We start from the raw sequence: 17,131 nt of genomic DNA, 5'->3' as shown, positions 1-17,131 counted from the left end.
GGGGCATCAAACACCTCCTTGATCCGTGAAGGGTGTCACTATGGGCTTGAATCATCTTTTCTGAAGATTATACTTGACGGAAGGTAGATAACGTTGTCTAATGACGGTGGTCATTCTCTTACCAAACCTTGTTCAGGCTCTTTTTATGGCCTCAATCGTACCTGATCAACCTCGTAGCAAGACGGGCCGGAAGCGCGTGACCCTTTCGACCGTGGCTCGTGAGGCGGGGGTGGCAGTGAGTACCGCTTCGGCGATCTTGCGGGGGGAGAAGACTTCCTGGGCTTCGGAAGTAACCCGGGCCCGGGTCTTTTCTGCGGCTAAGAAGGTGGAGTATCGACCGAATCAGATCGCGCGATCGCTGAGGTCGCAGGAATCCAACCTGATCGGTCTGGCGTTTCACTCGCTCGACATGCACCCGATTCCCATGGCGAAACTCGCGGAGGTAGAGCGTCATGTCATCGCCTCGGGATACCAGGTGCTCATCCGCAACCATCATGGCCGGGGGCGTGACGAGATCCAGTCGCTTCTGGCGGATTATCTGAGCTACCAAGTGGCAGGCGTCATCTTAATGCCCAGCCATGAGGTCGAAGAACAAATACAGTGGTTGTTGTCGACGGGCCTGCCGGCGGTAACGATAGACGCCGCCAACGTGGTTCATGTCCCGAACGTAGCGGTGGATCGCGTTCGGGGCGCGTATCTTCAGGTCAAGCACCTGATGGAGGATGCGGGGTGCCGTCGATTGGCGTTTTTCATGCCGGGGGGCATGGGCAGTCAGGCGGATCCCGCGGCGCAAAAGATGGACGGGTTCACGATGGCGTTGGAGGAGTGTGGTTCGTCGCGGGAGGAGCATCTGTTTTTTCGGGACGAAGTGGACAGCGGCTATGAGTTCGGCCGGCGTGCCGCGAACGCGTTGCTGGAGTCGGGGGAGTTCGTCGACGGCGTGGTGGCGACATCTGATCAGGTGGCGCTAACAGCGATGGATGTCCTGACGCATGCTGGTGTGCGCGTCCCGGAGGATGTGGCTGTGATCGGTTTCGACGGTCAGGCGTTTGCGGCTCACCTTGCGGTTCCATTGTCAACGGTTTGCCAGCCCGCAGGCATTGGTCGCATCGCAGTCGAAATGCTGATCGATCAGTTGAAATCAGGCCAAAAGAAGACGTCGCTGGAAAATCGACTCTTGTTGCCGGAGCTGGTTGTTCGGGCTTCTTCAGATCCGGCAAGACGGGGTCGTGCCAATTGGAAACCTGATTCAGCGGGATCAAGTCGTACTTTCATGTAGCGTAAACATCTCGGCGTCATAGTGCTGGGCGGAACCCGCATGCACGGAAACGCCAACGAAGAAGAGTATTATCATGATAGGCACCAAAGCATTTACCTTAATTGAACTTCTTGTGGTGATTTCGATTATCGCATTGCTTGTCGCGATTCTGCTGCCCGCGCTCAGTGCAGCCCGCGAAACTGCGCGGGCCATCGCCTGTGGCAGTCTTCAGCGGCAGGCTGGTCTTGCCGCCGCCATGTATCAGGATGACAACAGTGAATATTTGCTCGCCAGACACTACGATCCCGGTGGCAGTTTCACACACTTTTACTCCCTGGTATGGGCTGATCAAGGTTACACCGCGCAGGACCTGAATGCACTTATTTGCCCATCGCACGATCCGTTCCGATGGGACGAGAATGTCGACCGCGAAACCGCCCATGAAGAAGTATTCGGCATTCGAATGTTTCCCGCTGCTCAGGATCCGTTCGCCGAACTGGTTCCCGTCGGCGATGGTACGAGAATGCAAGTGCTTGCCATGCGACGAGTTCAATCACCGTCAAACTTTCCCTTGCTGACGGATACCTATCACGGCGTCACAGAGAGACAATTCGCGATGTGGAGTCTCTGGGTACAAAACAACAACGGTACGGCGCATCTTCGGCACGGCAACACAGTGAATCTCCTGTTCCATGACGGCCACGTCGAACGAGCCCGCCCCAGAAGGATTGGCGAAGCGGTCGAATACGAGGGGTCTGATGTTCAATATGCCCATCTTGGTGGCCGCGGCCGACTTGCGGATGGCACACCTTCGGATTGGTTCTATCAGATCGATTAACGTTTTGTTTCAAGCAAAGCCGCAAGCGGACGTCACATGTGCGGCTCAATTGTGTGTTGAATGTTCTGCGAATCGCCGAGCCAATGAGGTGTGGTCCGAAGGAATCGTGGATTACTGAACAGATCGTTTGTACCGGAGCAGGATCGTTATGTACCTTAACTGGCTTTTTCATTCCGTCCCTGGCGTCGCGGTTCTTCAGTGCCTGGTGCTGGCGGGAGTCCTTGCGTGCGGCGCAAATAGGTCGATGGCAAGTGTGACGATTGTTAATCAAGGGGAGACGGCGGCAGTTGTGGTTATTGCCGAGTCGCCGAGCCTGACGGCCGCCTACGCCGCCGAAGAATTTGTTCATCATGTGGAGAAAGCTACTGGTGCCCGCCTGGCTATCCATACAGAGGCGGCGGACTTGTCTCAGTTCTCAGTCCGCGTCTATGTCGGCGACACGCACGCGGCTCGAAAGGTAGGTATTGCAATTGACGAACTGCCATTGGAGGCGTCGCTTCTGCAAACCATAGATAACGATATATACGTAGTAGGGCGTGAAGATGCCGAGGCCGACCCGCTTCATGAGCAGAACCAATACAGCGGCACGTTGTTTGGTGTCTATGAGTTGCTTGAGCGGTATGTGGGGGTGCGTTGGCTTTGGCCTGGCGCATTGGGGACGTATGTTCCACGATTGGATGCGCTGTCGATTGATGATTTGGACGAAGTGATTCAGCCAGCCATAGAGTTTCGCCGAATGCGTTGGCGTCAGTCGATAGAAGGTGCGATTCGTCGCTACAGGCCTGAGAACAAGCAGCTCGCATTCTCCGATGAAGGGTTGGAGGAATTTGCAAAAGAGACGGCAATATTCCTTCGCCGGCACCGGATGGGCACTCGTCTGAACCGCGAACAATACGTTGTGCACGGGCGGGTGAGTCACAATATGAAAACCTGGTGGCAGGAGTATGGCAAGGAACATCCCGAATTTTTCATGATGGATGAATCAGGACGGAGGGGGCACTACAGCCCGAACTCCATGCGTGTAGACCCGTGCATGTCGAATCCTGACCTCCACCGATTCATCGTCGACGAAATATGGGACGGCGGTGATGTGCTGCGTCTGGGGGCCAAGGATCATTACGCCACCTGTCAATGTGAGAACTGCTTAGCATGGGACGAGCCGCACCCCAATGATGCATTCATGACCGGTCGGATTGTGTCGAACCGATATGCGCGGTTCTACAACGCCGTCTACGAACTTGCGAAGGATAGTAATCCGAATGTTGAGATCATTGCCTACATCTACATGGGCTACTTTCCGGCCCCCAGTGTTGATATTCAGTTGGACCAGAATGTGTATCTCGAGTTCTGTCCATGGGGGCAAGGCTCTACGATCTGGTTCCCGACCGACCCGCAGCGTCTGGCGTGGATGAAGCGACAATGGCTGGGATGGAAAGCCACCGGCGCGAAACTCGGCTATCGACCGAACTGGGAGTTGGGCGGATATGTCATGCCACATATCAGTACGCGACAGGGCGGCGAGTTTTTCAAGTTTGCATATGAGCATGGCATGACGACGGTGTGTATGTCCTATCGTGGCCAGTTTGCGACGCGAGGGCCTGAACATTACATGTACGCACGCTTGTACTTGAAGCCGGAGCTTTCAATCAACGAGATCAAGCGCGAGTACTACAGCGCGTTCGGGCCCGCGGCGAAGCATGTGGAAACGTACTTCGACTTCTGGGAGCAGCACAACCATCGTCTGCTCTCCGAGGGGCGATGGAACAACATGTGGAGCAGTCCGGCGACGGCGTCCCAACAGTATTCTGAGGAAATTTTCGCCCACGCCGAGCGATTGCTGGACCGGGCGTTGCGCGAGGCCGTGACCGACTCATTGCCTGAGTATGCGCAACGTGTTGAGTTCCTCCAGACTGGCCTGATGCATGCCAAGCTGGCGGTTCAAATGGTGGATGCGATTCAAGGCTACATTAACGACCCAGGCCATGCACCGGCGGCACAACAGGCTATCCATGACCTGGTGTCCTTTCGACGTGCGCATGAAGGTGACTTCATTTCGAACTATCTCAGTGCCGTCCGTATTGAACGGCGGCAGTACGGCGCGCAGATCGATCAATTGACCAGCGGCCAGGACATTGTGCAGGATCGCCCGCGTTTCGACGAGTACGAAGCTGTGCAGGTCCCGGCGTTTCTCGCACACACGGACGTCGGCCCATACCTCGGGCATGGTTGGTATCGCAATACATTCAGTATTCCTGGTCACCGGCTCGATCGTCCGGTGGAGATTCGTTTTGGCGCGGTAGACGAGCAGGCTTGGGTTTACGTGAACGGCAAACTCGTGGGCGAACATACGGCGGAATCGGAAGGGCGGCCAGCGGTCGAACTGTGGAACGTGCCCTTCGTCATCACGGTCGAACCCGAGGACCTTGTGGATGGCGAAAACCTGTTGATTGTGCGTATGCACGCCTCCGACGGCAACGCCGGCATTCACAAACCGGTGGAGGTCTACCAGGACGGTGGGCGCATTGAGTTTGCACAATCATGGGAGTTCCGCAAGGACCCGGACAATATCGGTGTGGAAGACGGGTGGTACAGCATGGTGCCGGGCGAGGATGCCTATCGGTAAGACTGCATGGGAGTTCCTGGATGTGGCACGGGCCCGACGCGGACCAGGATTCTGGAACGCATCGGCGTCACGGACGGCTTTTTTTAAGGCGGGGGATTGGCAGCGGGATTGGTCTGGAACGAGTCGATCATCATATTTGTCTTTAACAGAGGAGAAACACACAATGAGAAGGCATCGAACAATCCGAAGCGGCAAAGTAGTCATGACCGGCATACTCGTTGGCGTGCTGGGCATGTCGTCGAGCGCGGAGGCTGAGTTGTTGCTCTACGAGGGGTTTGACTACTCGGCCGAGGAGTTACTTCAAGGGCAGGATGGAGGGGTCGGTTGGCCGGTGGAGGGGGATGGGTCTTCGTCGTCCAGACGCGGCTGGGCGTACAACACCGCGACGGTGGGTGAGGCATCTATGTCTTACACCGACGGTGATGGCAATGAACTGGTGACTTCGGGCAACCGGGCGGTGATCTCCGCGACGAATGCTTCGACGCATGGGCGAGCAGTGCGATACGCCACGCCGACGGATGCCTCCCCCAACCTCGGCGCGGACGGTGGCCAACTCTGGTTAAGCTATCTGGCTGATCCGACGGGATCGGTGAGCAACACCATTCTGGACCTTGGCTTCGGCAACCCGACCAGCGCCGGCAACGTCACGTTCCGTATCGGCGGATTTGATGGCGTCTGGTCGTTGCGCTCGGCACGAGACAGTGTGGCCTCGAACACCAATGTCTCATGGGACACGCCTGCGTTCGTGTTGCTCATGTTCGAGTTTCCCGATCCGCAAGACACGGAAGGCGTAACGAACGCTTACCTCTGGCTGAATCCGAAGCTCAACGAAGCGCCTGATACCTCAACCGCCGATGCGGCTATCGAGGATCTGACCGGCGATCATACGTTCGACGCGGTGTATTTCTGGCATGCCCGTCAGAACTACGGCAGCAGTGTCTTCAACGTAGATGAACTGCGGATCGGAACAACCTATGGCTCGGTCACACCGATCCCCGAACCTGGAATGGTGGGGTTGGTCGGGCTGGGCGCGTTAATGTTCATCAAACGTCGCGGGACGCCATCCGCCAACTGAGACTGCAGGTCGCGGGCGACCATTGAAATAAGAAACCGTTTCCATCGGCCTGACCGCACTGCGCACAACGGAAGGCGTGCCCACGTTATGCGCAGTGCGGAAAGGGACAGCGCCGCGGCGATGGGAGTGCTTTGTGCAACCGCGGGAGCGATCCGACCAACTTTTCCAGATCGATGCCAAGACATGTGCTATCGAATGAAACTCATGCGGGGAATGCTGCGAACGACGATAGGCGATGAAGCTGCGCCACTGCCGCACGTTCTTGCTCGGCAACGTCACCGTGGGCAGTTGACCCATGACCGAGAGCTGCGCCAGCTTCAAGGCATCGTCCTTGTCCGTCTTGCGCTTGATGTTCTTCCATCGCCACGCCTCGTGATTGGGATTGGCCACCTCGATCGACACGTTTAGTGCTTCGCATAGATCCTTGATCCAGCCCGCTGCGGAGCCGATCTCGATCACCACGCGGGTCGGCTGAATGTCGACGATCAGATCGTGCAGTGCTGTGGGCGAAGTTGGAAGCGTCTGAAATGTGTGCTCACCGGTGGCGGTCTGGTATTTGCAGGCCACACTCTTGAACTTGCCCAGGTCAATGGCGAGAATCATGCTCATGTCGGGTCTCCTTGTGCAGGTTGAAGTTCTTGGGCGATCCACGCGATCAGCCCGCTACACATGGGACGATGATCCCAAATCAGGACCACCGCCGGGAGACCCGGCTTTCATAGTTTCTCTCGATGAAACCTGACAGCACCGGAGCCGATCGACGTGATCGAACGAACTATGGCTCATGGCCGAGGACTCGAATTCTGAGCAGGTCGAGTTTGGCGCGACCGTATATCTTCCGCTTGATCAGCTTCAATCGGTTCACGTGCCCTTCCGTTCGGCCGTTGCTCCACGGCAGCCCGACCTCCGCCTTTACCTCCGGCCAGTTCCGGATCAGCCCGTCGGCGAACCCGTACCTCGCCTTGGGGGATGCTGACTGCGTCGCATGCGCGGTCCACGCCGACAGGGCATTGACATCCTTCGCTCGAACGGCCTCTCCGAAGGTCCGGGCAAGGCCGGTTGCGCAGCAAACCAGCCTTCCAGAGAACTGCTGGTGCGATCCGGAAGCCGGTCGATCACGCCGCCTGATTCATGGTCAACGATGATGGTGCCATAGCGCTGGCCTCGACGAAATGCGAAGTCGTCGACGCCGATGACGCTGCCCGCATGCCCCACTGCCAGCGGCAAGGCGCGAAGCTGGCGCAGGATCGTGTCGCCGCTGGTGTCGATGCCGAGTTTGCCGCACAGCCTCCGGTCTGGTTCGCCATCGCATTCCGCACGTTGAAGCTACGTAACTTGAGCCCGACGGAGACGATCGCTCACGCTCTGCGTCATCTGCTGCAGCACGGCTACCTCCCCCCACTGCCCGAGCAAGCCGTGGCAGGTGGGTGAAAGTTACGCACAATCAATGGGACACTAAATTATCCAGCAGGCCACAATCTACATTTCCCAAGACCGCGCAAAGACTTTCGATTGCATCATTTACCCCGACACCAGCAATGTATTCAATAATTCTGTATTAGGTTGAAATCAAGTGCTCAGCTTGAACATTGAACCTTCAGAACCCGCCAGTCGTACGTAATCTCAGTACGCTGACACTTGCAGATCACAAGCGGAAGTTAATGACACGCAAAGGGGATCATCATGAAATCATTTTTGATTGCTTTGAGCATTTTGACATTGACAGCCGCAACATTTATGGGAACGGGAAACCTGATCGACGCCCCCCAAAGCTGCGGAGGAGATAATGGTAACGGGTGTTTTGGAGACGGGTGACCTGCCTGACAATATGTGCCTGCCTTGATTAGAGCCATGGAGGGTTGATGGCTGACTCTATAGCTGGACATGCACGGGCTGGAGCGGAGGTATGTCCAACGATCGCCTTGAACGAGCGGCGCACCTCGACTGCCAGACCTTCGTGCGTGAACTCGTCCTCGATCACCAGCCAGTGCAGCACACGCCCACGCTTATCCCGGTCGTGATGGAAGGGTCCAGCGCCGAGTTGAGAATGTCGTTGTCCAGGGCACACATCGGCCAGCAGCTTCTTCAGCCGAGCATTCTCTTTCTCCAAACCCTTCGTGCGATTGGCCTAATCGGCGCACAGCCCGCCCTTCTCATTGCGCCAGCAATAGTAGGCCTGCTCCGTCACGCTGATTTGAAGCACCACTTCCGGCACCTTCATGCCGCGAGCAAGCAGCACCTCCGCTTTCGGCGGCTTGGCAAAGATCTAATCCGGCGTGTGACGTGTTTAAGCCATCGCGATTGCCCTTTCCTATATGCAATCAAGCCAGTGAAGAGATACATAAAGCCCGGTCTCGGTTCAAGGGGCAAGGTCACGGGCGCTATCGACGTCTCGCCCATAGTTCTTTAAATATGCTTCCAACTCACTTGACAGTGATGAGGGCATACTGTTAAGTGCATTTTCCCATTCGTCAAAAGAATAAGAACGAATTGACACAGTGGCCCATCGATAGGCCAGCTGTTGCCCTCCCACATCCTGAATGTCGGAGAGAGTACGTGCTTCTTCTAACGACGCGTCTCTGGGAATAGAATATAAGAACCCTTGAATCCGATCTCCAAGCCTCACGTCATTTTTGATACTCACATTATCCACGGAAAACCGAAATGCCCCCTGACTAACTTGCCAGCTATCATTCCTCACCCAGGTAACATGCGGACCGATGCCAGTTTCAGATCCCGGACTTTTCACTACCAAGACGAGCGAACGTCCCTCATGGCGACGCAATTCGTTAGCTGCTACCTCCATCCAGAATCGATTCTGGCTTAAAGAGTACCCCCACTCATGCACCGGATTACCGGGTCGTGAAAAGAAACTAGAATAGGTGATGTACGCAAGAGAATACACGAGTAGTATTATAAATACGCAATTCAAGAATCTTCTCTGTGCTGGATACCCTAACCATTTCACTAATAGTACGTAAAGCGGAGCCAGGATTAGCACCGCCCCAATCATCGTGGCGATTGTACCAATGGAAGCGGGAGCATACCTTGCCAATTCGATTGAGTAGCCACCAATGCTAAGGATCCCGTTGCCGCCAAACAATACAAACACTCCTAGAATAATGCATACCCCTGCATAATGATCTAGTTTTTGGCCAACTCTCAATACAGCATCAACAGTCGTCATACCTTACCCTCCGGTAATGTTTCTATGTTTTAGGAATGGAGCCACCTAGTGCTCATCCATATCCTGTCTCCCGCCAACTCCGATAGCTGAATGGGCTCTATGGCCAAGTGTGATCGTATCCGGCGGAATCCTCTCATCCGAGCGTCGGAAAATACCTAAGTCGGACTACCATACGGGTTGGATTGATGACTATTTATTTGTGTTTGATATTCAGTTGGTAACTCCCTCCAAGGCACCACCTGGATCATGGAGGCCACCCAGCCGCTTTTCGACTGCGACGCCTACAATACCCCCGGTACGTCAATCATGGCAAGGACTTTTTAACCCTGGTTTTGTCGGACTTGGCTTCGTCGAGCCCATACCAGAGAGTAACACATCCTCTGAACGGGCACGTCATGGAACGACATTGGCCCACAGATGAGCACTGTTGCGTGTGGCTGATCTGTTTTCGGCACACGCAAAGCCACGGGACGGCCGCCCTCGCGATCGCCGGCAGGTGGCTTTGCGTGTGCACTGGATTCTCAACACCGGCTTGCCGTGGCGCGACCTGCCCACTAGGTTCTACGCTTGGGCCACGGCGTGCGGCCTGTTCGATAAGTGGAACGCCTATGGAATCCTCGCGGTGTTGCTGCAACACATGCAATGCGAGGTCGAGATCGACGGCAAACTGTGGTGCATCGACGCCACCGCGGCGCGGGCCCACAACTGCGCTTCGGGCGGCGGAAATAAAGGGACCCGGACGAGCCGACGGACTACGCACTGGACCGAAGCCGCGGCTGCTGACCACCATAATCCATGTGCTTTGTGACGCCCACGGCCATCCGCTTCACTTTCATCTTACTGCCGGCCAGACGCACAAGGCCGCGACGTTGGGCACGTTGCTGGTCGGTGCCGACGAAGCTTTGCTCGATCAGCAGGATCAGCGGACCTCCTGGCCCGTAGCGGTCTCTGGCGACAAAGGCACCGCACGGATTATTCCCCCGCGACTCAAGTTTCCGTACACACAGCGTGCCATGCACAACGTGGAGCGTAGAGTCAACGATACCAAGCATGCCACCATGTTGATGATGTGCAGAAATAGCTTGACCTGCCGTACCGTCAAGCAGTATCGTCCTACTTACAATGGCTGCTTCTCCAAGCACGTCTAAATGCATTAGGCCACTTTAGAAGGGGGCGTCCATGCGTCGATTTCAAGTTGACACAAATCAAGCTAATTTGTCTTACATTCGGGTTGGGGAGATGCCGCCGATGCTGGCACTTGGAGCGGAGTCACAGGCAGGGAGGTTGGATATCACCAGGGCCAGGCGGCACATCCGCCGTCGTATTCGGGGAGAAACAGGCAAAGATAGTCCCTTATGCTGGGCAACGTTGAGCATGGCCAATGGTCGGTCACCACTGGCATGGCGGGGAGAGATTCAGTTCTCACGCGAAGGCAACCTCCATTCGGTTCCTATCGAATCCACTGAAGCCACATGCCGCGAGATCGAGCTGATTCGCTCCACCGTGCCCGAAAGTGGAGAGGGCAAGCACCGTGTACGCGAAAGATTTATTAACCTCGACAATGTAGTCTTCAGCGCTGTGAAATGCCTTCCTGATCGGTTCAATCCTAATCACCTACCTCAACTGCGATTAACTCTGTTCCTGAGGCCCGACCAAGGAGCGCTAATCTATTACCAACATGAGCCTCTCGACAGTAACCGACGTACCAGAAAGACCCGTGACGAAAGTGACATTGAGTACCTTCAGCCACAACCAACCAAAGGTCACGACTGCCGGAATCGAGACCGTCTGATCTATGACATCCCTCTGCTGCCATCTCACATACTGACTGACGTCAACGACGATGATGAGATGGTACAGCTTGGCCAGGCGCTTGGTCGGCAGCGTATGGTACTTAAGGTGCTAACATTTAATCGTTATAACCATGGCGACAGCACGAGCATCGTTGACCGCATTAGTTATCACCTGTTCGGCAACAAACACGAGTTGCTAACATGGAACCCCGCTAGGCGAACCTTCATACCAGCCTACCCTGATCTCATCCGGAAAGACGTGCCTACACTTCTGATACTACACGGGACATTCTCGTCCACTACACAGGCATTTACTCACCTACTCGCCGATGCACCTAACTCGTGGCTAGCGGATCAATATGGGACAAGCAGGAATAAGTACCCGCAGATTCTGGCATTCGATCATCCGACCTTGTCTGAGGACGCCAAGTCGAACGCCGCCGCACTCCAGTCGCGCCTGCCGCGAGGTTTCATATTCGAACAGCCTCTGGACCTAATTACCCATAGCCGTGGCGGCTTGCTTGGTAAGTGGCTTTCGTTATATGAAGATGCTTTCCCTGTCCAGCGTGGCGCGCTCGTGGCGTGTGCTAACGGAGTTGGTTACTTCACGGCTGGCAGTCGCGTCGCTAAAGGGCTCTCAGTGCTGCGTGCAATCAATTCGGGCACCGCAGGGCCGACCCGAGCGGCCATCTTAGCCGTAGCACAGCACTCAGCAAAGTGGTTCCTAAATCAACCGGGCTGCCGATTGATGACGCCGCAGAGCAATCGGCTTGCTGCGGTGCTTGAAAAGCCGAATCAGCCATTTCCGCAATTTCTGCCGATCGTGGGCAACTTCCAGCGTGAACTTGTGTCACATAATGGACTGATCGCACGTTGGCTTCAACGTGGACTGGATCTGGCCATCAAGCCAATCCTCGGCCGACAGCACGATTGGGTTGTGGGGACTAAACAACAGTACATCCTCGCTGATGAGAGCTACCCCTCGCAGCCGAAACGTTGGCTTGCAAACGTAATTGATCACAATCGTGTCTTTACAGCCCGTCATTCAGACTATTTTGGAAACCCGAAAATTCAACGTCGTATTAGCACATACCTCAGATACGGAAAGGCTTGGTAACATCCGCTACATGCAATATGAGACACTTGGTACCGACATTCACACTGTCAAGCGATGTCGAGATCGCGGAACGTACCAGATACTACATCAGCACCGTGCCCTCCGGTTTGTAGTTGGCTAGCAGAGGTTATACCGCCATCCCCTACCCTTATTTCTTATGCCACACCTCCCTCCCCCATCATAGTTGCATTCGGCGCCTTGCCTTCGATTGATCCACTTATCGATTCACCTACAGAAAACATGAAACTGCGAACTTGTTCGGGATCAACACCAACATGCAACATAGCGCCAAGTCTCGTGGATGCAAGAGCCACTCTACGCTATGGCGTCGACGCGACCGACTCAGGCGAACCGTCGCCATCTAGCTCCTCAAAGCGCATCAGTGCGCTCCACACATGCTCCCAGTTCGGCGTTGCTATCGAAAACTGGCTCCAGTCAACGATAACCCCGAAAGGTTCAGCATTGTTAAACACAATGTCATGCGGCACCCTCCATTCGCGTTCATGCAGGTAATCGTGGCGTGGTGGGCCTGATAAATCTGTCGAGCGCAGGTGGAGCAGATTGACGAAGGGCTTTACTTTGTCGCTAAAACCAATGACCTTTTGAGCCTCAAGAAGGTTATAGGGCATGTAAATTGCAGGAGCTCCACCAATCTCAATGAGCTGTCGTTTTCTGAAGACGTAGCCGAAGGGACCATGCACGCGCTGTAATTCACTCCAATTGCCTTGAGTGGCTTCGGTGAGACACACAGCGGGTCGTTTAAAGTAACCGGTCGAACAGGCCTTAATCCGGTCGTCTCGGTGGATGGCTGCAAACTCCTCTGGCTCACAGAAGTGAATCACACCTTCCCAGTAATCGGTACGACCGGGACGAATAAGCAACGATCCATCCCTCCCATTCCTCATCCAGTCGTAACAGGATTTGTACCACTGCCATGAGCGGGGAACGCGCATCGAGTTGAACGAGAATCCCCTGTGGTCGCATGAGCCGCAGGTATCCGAAGCAGAGTGGCAACGTGCCCAAGCCATCCGAGAGTCACGAATCCTGCACAAATCCGGACGCGGCAACGCTTCCACCGCAACACGTCGATACGCCCTCTCTGGCGTCTTGCAATGCAGTTGCGGCAGTCCAATGCGAGCCGCAAGCACTCACAACAAGACGGACCATGCCTATTACGCATGCATTCGACGGCGCACCTTCGGCCCCGAGGCAATAGGCGGTTGCGATCGACCACGTGTTAACCTCAAACGCGCAGACCAGACATTCTGGTCTGCTTTGAATCAGCTCTTAAGCTCTGAATCGCTGGTGGACCGTGTTTACGAAGCCGCCGAGCGCCTCGCCGCTGCACAACAAGAGGATTTACTCGACATAGAGCCAACCCCTGGCGAGGAGCTAGAGCGAGCTCGCGTGAATCTCGAACGTTGGTATGAACGCCACGACAACGCAATCACCGGCATTGAACGCGAGGCTGCGTGGCAACGCATTACCCAGCTTACAAACCGAATCAAGCAGCTAGACGAGCAAGTGGCCAACTCACCACCGGAAGCACCACCCGAGAATGACCACCCCCTATGCATCACACGAGAACAGGTGGCCCACCACCTGGCTTCACTCGCAACACTTGCAAACAACAGCGAGGACCAGGGCAAACACCTGATCACGTCACTGATTAATCATCATGGCCTAACCGTCACGTTGACGAGTGAACATCCCGCCCAGGAATAGGCAGTGCTGCCCGTACTTTTGGTCGAGCCGATCCATGGCGTCAGCGAGCACGTCGAGGTGAGCTTGGTCATCGTACAGCGGCAGCGTGGCCGAGCCTTCGGGCACCAAATGCGTGAGCACGATGCCGACCTTCAGTGGCACGCCTACCGGCCTGGTCGACCACAGTGGGCCCAGTGCCCGCACCATTGTCAACGTGTCACGGCATAGCCCCAGTCCCGTCCGCTGGTCCCACCGACGACCATCGAGATAGCTGATGGACAGCACCAGGTAGCCGGCCCGGTAGCCCAGCCGCCGCATGCGGGCGGCGGCCTTGTGCAGCATCCGCACCGCCACGGCATGGGCACGCTCCTCGCTGCGCCACTCCGGCGGCAGCACATGCGAGTGGCCAACCGTCTGCCGGCGGGTTGATCGCCGGGGCAGGTCGTGGCCCCGCAACTGCGAAAACCAGATCGAGCCGAGCACTTGGCTGCCCCAGGCCTCGGCCAGATTCGCTTCGGCAGCCTGGCACAACTGAGCCACCGTGGTGATACCCGCCGCATGCAGCCGCCGCTCCATGTTGGCCGCGATGCCCGTCAGGTCGGTGAGCTTCAGGTGGCAGATCGCCTCGGGCAACTGCTCGGGCAGGATCATGGTCAGGCCGTCGAGCTTGTTCAAATCCGAGGCCACCGTCGATTGATGTAACGGCTGTTCCGCAACCACCAAAGCATTCACTTCGGCCAGCACTGGCAGGTCGAGACGATCTTCAGCATGATCAAGCGCAACCTGGGGCATGCCGTTGCCGGATGGAGGTACTGGAGTCAGAGCCGCGAGCTGCTGCTGCTCGTACTTACCCACAATGCCATGCCCCTCAGACGCGGCCACCAAGGTTTTCTACGGAACAGACCCGTCAACCTTTTACCAGGCGTCTCAACGACACGCCTCACGCGTGGCGAACCGTGTCGACGTGAGTCGTACGATTTTATTCATGATCGCATGCGACTTGTGCGAAATGAGCGACGGCGTCGTAGTCGAGTTCGACGCCGAGGCCGGGAGCCGTGGGCAGTGGCAAGTAACCTGCGTCGTAGGGCCAGTCCCAAGTGGTCAGGGTGTGCTGGCGGATGGCGGCGCCGACAAGATCGCTGGGCCAGACACATGCCGGCGCTGCGGCGCAGGCATGCAGCCGGGCCGCCTGGGCGACGCCCAGTTCGATGGATGATCCCTGCCAGCACGGCAAGCCCAAAGCTTCAAGGGCGTGGGCCTGGCCGAGGAAGCCCCAGCAGTAGCCGTCGGAGGCATTAAAGCCGTCAACGCAACGAGCCTGCAATCCGCGACGCAACGACACCGCATCGCGGGCATGCCAGATCAGCGGTGTCGCCACCGCGTCGCGCAAGCGCTGCCACATCTGCGGCTGATCCTGCGGGAATGGGTCTTCCAACTTTACCGCCAGGTTGCAATGATCGATGGCCTTGACCATCGGCAGGACGTGGGCGGGCGAAAGCCATTGAAACATCGGGTCGATCGTGACGGCGAAGCCCTCGCCGGCGATCTGGCGAATGACGCGCAGCTGTTCAATGACAGGGTCGCCGAGACGCGACTTCATCTTCAAGCCCCGGAAGCCGTGCTCAAGCGCTCGGCCCACGATGACTTCCAGGTCGGCTGGCGTCTGGCGACCGCACCAGTAGTCGACACTGACGCGCTGCCGCACAGCCCCGCCGAGCAAGTCGACCACGCGACAGCCCAGGCGTTTGCCGGTCGCGTCAAGCAGCGCCGTCTCCAGTGCCGCCGCAGCGAGTTGCGTGGATTGCCAGGCGGGGGCGGGCATGAGTTGATGCAGGCCGAACATGTTGCCGGGCCGCCAGGCACTGGGCTGTGCTGCCATCGACGGTCCGGGGCAGGTCAGACCGACCAGCCTCGCCAATGACGCGTCCACGGTTTTGAGTGTCACATCGCGCGGCAGTTCGCCCAGCCCGATGACGCCGTCATCGAACGTCAACTCCACCAGCACGATCGGCGCGGCATCCCACGGCTCACTTTCGGCAGCGTCCTCCAACGCGGGGCTGTTCACCGCGCCGGGCACGACGGGCACGACCACTTCCCATGCCCGCACACGGACCACGCGTGGTGTCGCGACAACATTACTCATCGCCAAACTCCTCCTGCTTTTGCTGAAGTTGCCCGATCCGCTGGGCCGCTGCCACTCGACGGGTATCGGCCAAGAGGCGCAGGTCCACGGTCATGCCGCCGTCGACCACCAGCGTGGTGCCGGTGACGAATCGAGCTGCATCGGAGAGCAGGAAGAGCACGGTGGCGGCCGCGTCCTCCGGCATTCCCGCGCCCGGCCAGGGGTGGGAATGGTAATTCACCTCCTCGACCACCTCGGCGGCGAGGCGCTCACGCTCGGTCCACGACTCGCGATCAGGCATGCCGGAGTAGGTCAACACGAAACCGGCGACCACGGTGTTCACCCGCACGCGCAGCGTGGCAAGCTCCACCGCCAATGCGCGGGTGAGGCCTTCCAGGGCGGCCTTGGAACTGGTGTAGGCGGTCTGGTTGGGCACGGTCTGCTGGGCCATGACAGAGCTGACGTGAACAAGCGCGCCGCCGCCGACCCGCTCGAAGTGCGGTTGCAGCAGCTTCGCCGCACGCCAGGCGGCCAGCGTGTTGACCTGCCACGCCTGCTCGAAGCTGCTTTCGTCATGATCGGCGAGGCTTTGGCCGGGGTTGCACATGGCGTTGCTGACCCAGCCGTCCATTCGGCCGAACTTCTCGCCGGCCGCATCGACCGCTTCACGCAACACGTCGGCGTAACTCACGTCGGCGGCACGCCAGAGCAGACGCGCCCGCTGCTCGTCGGGCAAGGACGCTTCGAGCCGTTCCAGGGTCGCGCTGTCGCGTGCCAGCGTCATGACCGAGGCGCCGCAATCGAGCAGTCCCTGCACCACCGCCCTGCCAATGCCACGCGACCCGCCAGTCACGCCATACGCCCGCCCGGCGAAGCACGATTGATTAAATACCTGCAACGGCTCGGCCATCGCTGTGTTCCTTTCCGCGTGTCATGTTCAAGCCCCGTCGCTGCCGCAGCCGGCAATGGCGATGGCGTCGATTTCGATGGAGATTCCCGCGCCCAGCACCGCCTGCACCGCGGTGCGAGCCGGCCAGGGTTCAGCGAAAACCTGCTTGTAGACCTCATTGAACCGGACAAAGTCGTTCATGTTCTGCAAGTAGACCGTGACCTTGACCACGTCGGTCAGTTTGCAACCGGCCGCCTCCAGCACGGATCGCACGTTCTCAAGCGTAAGTCGTGCCTCGTGCTCGATGCCCCGATCCGTTTCAAAACGCATCGTTTCAAAGTTTAACGGCCCCTGTCCGGACACGAAGACCCACGGCCCGACACGCAGCCCCGGCGAATACGGCGCGACCGATGTGTCCTGCCCATTGGGAAACACCGGAGCTTTGCATTGCGGTTGTATCGTTGCGTCCATTGTTGTCCTTCCGTCTGCTTATTCAACCAGGCACGGCTGCCCGGCGTTTATCGT

At 57.4% G+C, this 17,131-nt stretch carries 17 protein-coding genes and 3 pseudogenes; 10 read left to right on the top strand and 10 right to left on the bottom strand.

The window, feature by feature from the left end:
* The first annotated feature begins 100 nt into the window (after positions 1-100).
* The 4 genes from ACERK3_17380 to ACERK3_17365 all read left to right on the top strand — a co-directional run bounded on the left by ACERK3_17380 (position 101) and on the right by ACERK3_17365 (position 5,794).
* The gene (locus tag ACERK3_17380) at positions 101-1,279 is read left to right on the top strand and encodes a LacI family DNA-binding transcriptional regulator (protein ID MFA9480050.1); all 1,179 of its coding nucleotides are present in this window, start codon (positions 101-103) and stop codon (positions 1,277-1,279) included.
* Between the two features lie 73 nt (positions 1,280-1,352).
* A complete protein-coding gene (locus ACERK3_17375; GenBank protein ID MFA9480049.1) occupies positions 1,353-2,096 on the top strand; it encodes a prepilin-type N-terminal cleavage/methylation domain-containing protein in 744 nt (247 codons plus the stop codon).
* Between the two features lie 244 nt (positions 2,097-2,340).
* Entirely contained in the window at positions 2,341-4,719 is a 2,379-nt protein-coding gene (locus ACERK3_17370) for a DUF4838 domain-containing protein (protein ID MFA9480048.1), read from the top strand.
* A gap of 202 nt (positions 4,720-4,921) precedes the next feature.
* Positions 4,922-5,794 carry a hypothetical protein gene (locus ACERK3_17365; GenBank protein ID MFA9480047.1) on the top strand — a complete coding sequence of 291 codons (873 nt, stop codon included), beginning with the start codon at positions 4,922-4,924 and terminating at the stop codon, positions 5,792-5,794.
* Here ACERK3_17365 and ACERK3_17360 read toward each other — a convergent pair.
* From ACERK3_17360 to ACERK3_17350, 3 genes and pseudogenes are all read right to left on the bottom strand, one after another.
* On the bottom strand, positions 5,753-6,403 hold the full coding sequence (locus tag ACERK3_17360) for a transposase (GenBank protein MFA9480046.1): 651 nt from the start codon (positions 6,401-6,403) through the stop codon (positions 5,753-5,755). The two genes, ACERK3_17365 and ACERK3_17360, sit on opposite strands and share 42 nt — an antisense overlap.
* Positions 6,404-6,569: 166 nt before the next feature.
* Positions 6,570-6,824, bottom strand: a pseudogene (locus ACERK3_17355) (transposase).
* Positions 6,728-7,009: a transposase gene (locus ACERK3_17350; GenBank protein ID MFA9480045.1), complete on the bottom strand. Its 282-nt coding sequence runs from the start codon at positions 7,007-7,009 to the stop codon at positions 6,728-6,730. Before ACERK3_17350 ends, ACERK3_17355 begins: the two are co-directional and overlap by 97 nt.
* Between ACERK3_17350 and ACERK3_17345 the strand changes: the two genes are divergently transcribed.
* Positions 6,926-7,225 carry a hypothetical protein gene (locus ACERK3_17345; GenBank protein MFA9480044.1) on the top strand — a complete coding sequence of 100 codons (300 nt, stop codon included), beginning with the start codon at positions 6,926-6,928 and terminating at the stop codon, positions 7,223-7,225. The genes ACERK3_17350 and ACERK3_17345 overlap by 84 nt on opposite strands.
* 637 nt (positions 7,226-7,862) lie before the next feature.
* Here ACERK3_17345 and ACERK3_17340 read toward each other — a convergent pair.
* Positions 7,863-7,982, bottom strand: a pseudogene (locus tag ACERK3_17340) (transposase).
* A 171-nt stretch (positions 7,983-8,153) separates the two neighbouring features.
* The gene (locus ACERK3_17335; protein MFA9480043.1) at positions 8,154-8,981 is read right to left on the bottom strand and encodes a hypothetical protein; all 828 of its coding nucleotides are present in this window, start codon (positions 8,979-8,981) and stop codon (positions 8,154-8,156) included.
* 433 nt (positions 8,982-9,414) lie between these two features.
* Here ACERK3_17335 and ACERK3_17330 point away from each other — a divergent pair, with 433 nt between their 5' ends.
* The 3 genes from ACERK3_17330 to ACERK3_17320 are packed head-to-tail and all read left to right on the top strand — an operon-like array spanning position 9,415 to position 11,891.
* Positions 9,415-9,789 (top strand): transposase, encoded by a 375-nt coding sequence (locus ACERK3_17330; protein MFA9480042.1) that lies wholly within the window; start codon positions 9,415-9,417, stop codon positions 9,787-9,789.
* Positions 9,779-10,129: a hypothetical protein gene (locus ACERK3_17325; protein MFA9480041.1), complete on the top strand. Its 351-nt coding sequence runs from the start codon at positions 9,779-9,781 to the stop codon at positions 10,127-10,129. The genes ACERK3_17330 and ACERK3_17325 overlap by 11 nt, the downstream gene beginning before the upstream one ends.
* Before the next feature lie 31 nt (positions 10,130-10,160).
* Positions 10,161-11,891: a hypothetical protein gene (locus tag ACERK3_17320; GenBank protein ID MFA9480040.1), complete on the top strand. Its 1,731-nt coding sequence runs from the start codon at positions 10,161-10,163 to the stop codon at positions 11,889-11,891.
* Between the two features lie 320 nt (positions 11,892-12,211).
* Here ACERK3_17320 and ACERK3_17315 read toward each other — a convergent pair whose 3' ends face one another.
* On the bottom strand, positions 12,212-12,772 hold the full coding sequence (locus ACERK3_17315) for a hypothetical protein (protein MFA9480039.1): 561 nt from the start codon (positions 12,770-12,772) through the stop codon (positions 12,212-12,214).
* Between the two features lie 40 nt (positions 12,773-12,812).
* Between ACERK3_17315 and ACERK3_17310 the strand changes: the two are divergent.
* Positions 12,813-13,160: pseudogene (locus ACERK3_17310) on the top strand (zinc ribbon domain-containing protein).
* Positions 13,161-13,196: 36 nt separating this feature from the next.
* Positions 13,197-13,616 (top strand): hypothetical protein, encoded by a 420-nt coding sequence (locus ACERK3_17305; GenBank protein MFA9480038.1) that lies wholly within the window; start codon positions 13,197-13,199, stop codon positions 13,614-13,616.
* Here the strand turns inward: ACERK3_17305 and ACERK3_17300 are convergent.
* The 4 genes from ACERK3_17300 to ACERK3_17285 all read right to left on the bottom strand — a co-directional run bounded on the left by ACERK3_17300 (position 13,575) and on the right by ACERK3_17285 (position 17,077).
* Positions 13,575-14,477 (bottom strand): hypothetical protein, encoded by a 903-nt coding sequence (locus tag ACERK3_17300; protein ID MFA9480037.1) that lies wholly within the window; start codon positions 14,475-14,477, stop codon positions 13,575-13,577. The genes ACERK3_17305 and ACERK3_17300 overlap by 42 nt on opposite strands.
* Positions 14,478-14,574: 97 nt before the next feature.
* Positions 14,575-15,738, bottom strand: a complete 1,164-nt coding sequence (locus tag ACERK3_17295) for an enolase C-terminal domain-like protein (GenBank protein MFA9480036.1) — start codon at positions 15,736-15,738, stop codon at positions 14,575-14,577.
* A complete protein-coding gene (locus ACERK3_17290) occupies positions 15,731-16,627 on the bottom strand; it encodes an SDR family NAD(P)-dependent oxidoreductase (GenBank protein ID MFA9480035.1) in 897 nt (298 codons plus the stop codon). Before ACERK3_17290 ends, ACERK3_17295 begins: the two co-directional genes overlap by 8 nt.
* A 27-nt stretch (positions 16,628-16,654) precedes the next feature.
* Positions 16,655-17,077 (bottom strand): RidA family protein, encoded by a 423-nt coding sequence (locus ACERK3_17285; protein ID MFA9480034.1) that lies wholly within the window; start codon positions 17,075-17,077, stop codon positions 16,655-16,657.
* Positions 17,078-17,131: the final 54 nt, after the last annotated feature.

Source organism: Phycisphaerales bacterium AB-hyl4, assembly GCA_041821185.1.
Lineage (GTDB): Bacteria > Planctomycetota > Phycisphaerae > Phycisphaerales > Phycisphaeraceae > Natronomicrosphaera > Natronomicrosphaera hydrolytica.
The sequence above is the reverse complement of the archived record's forward strand: the minus strand, read 5'-3'. Positions and strand labels throughout refer to the sequence as shown.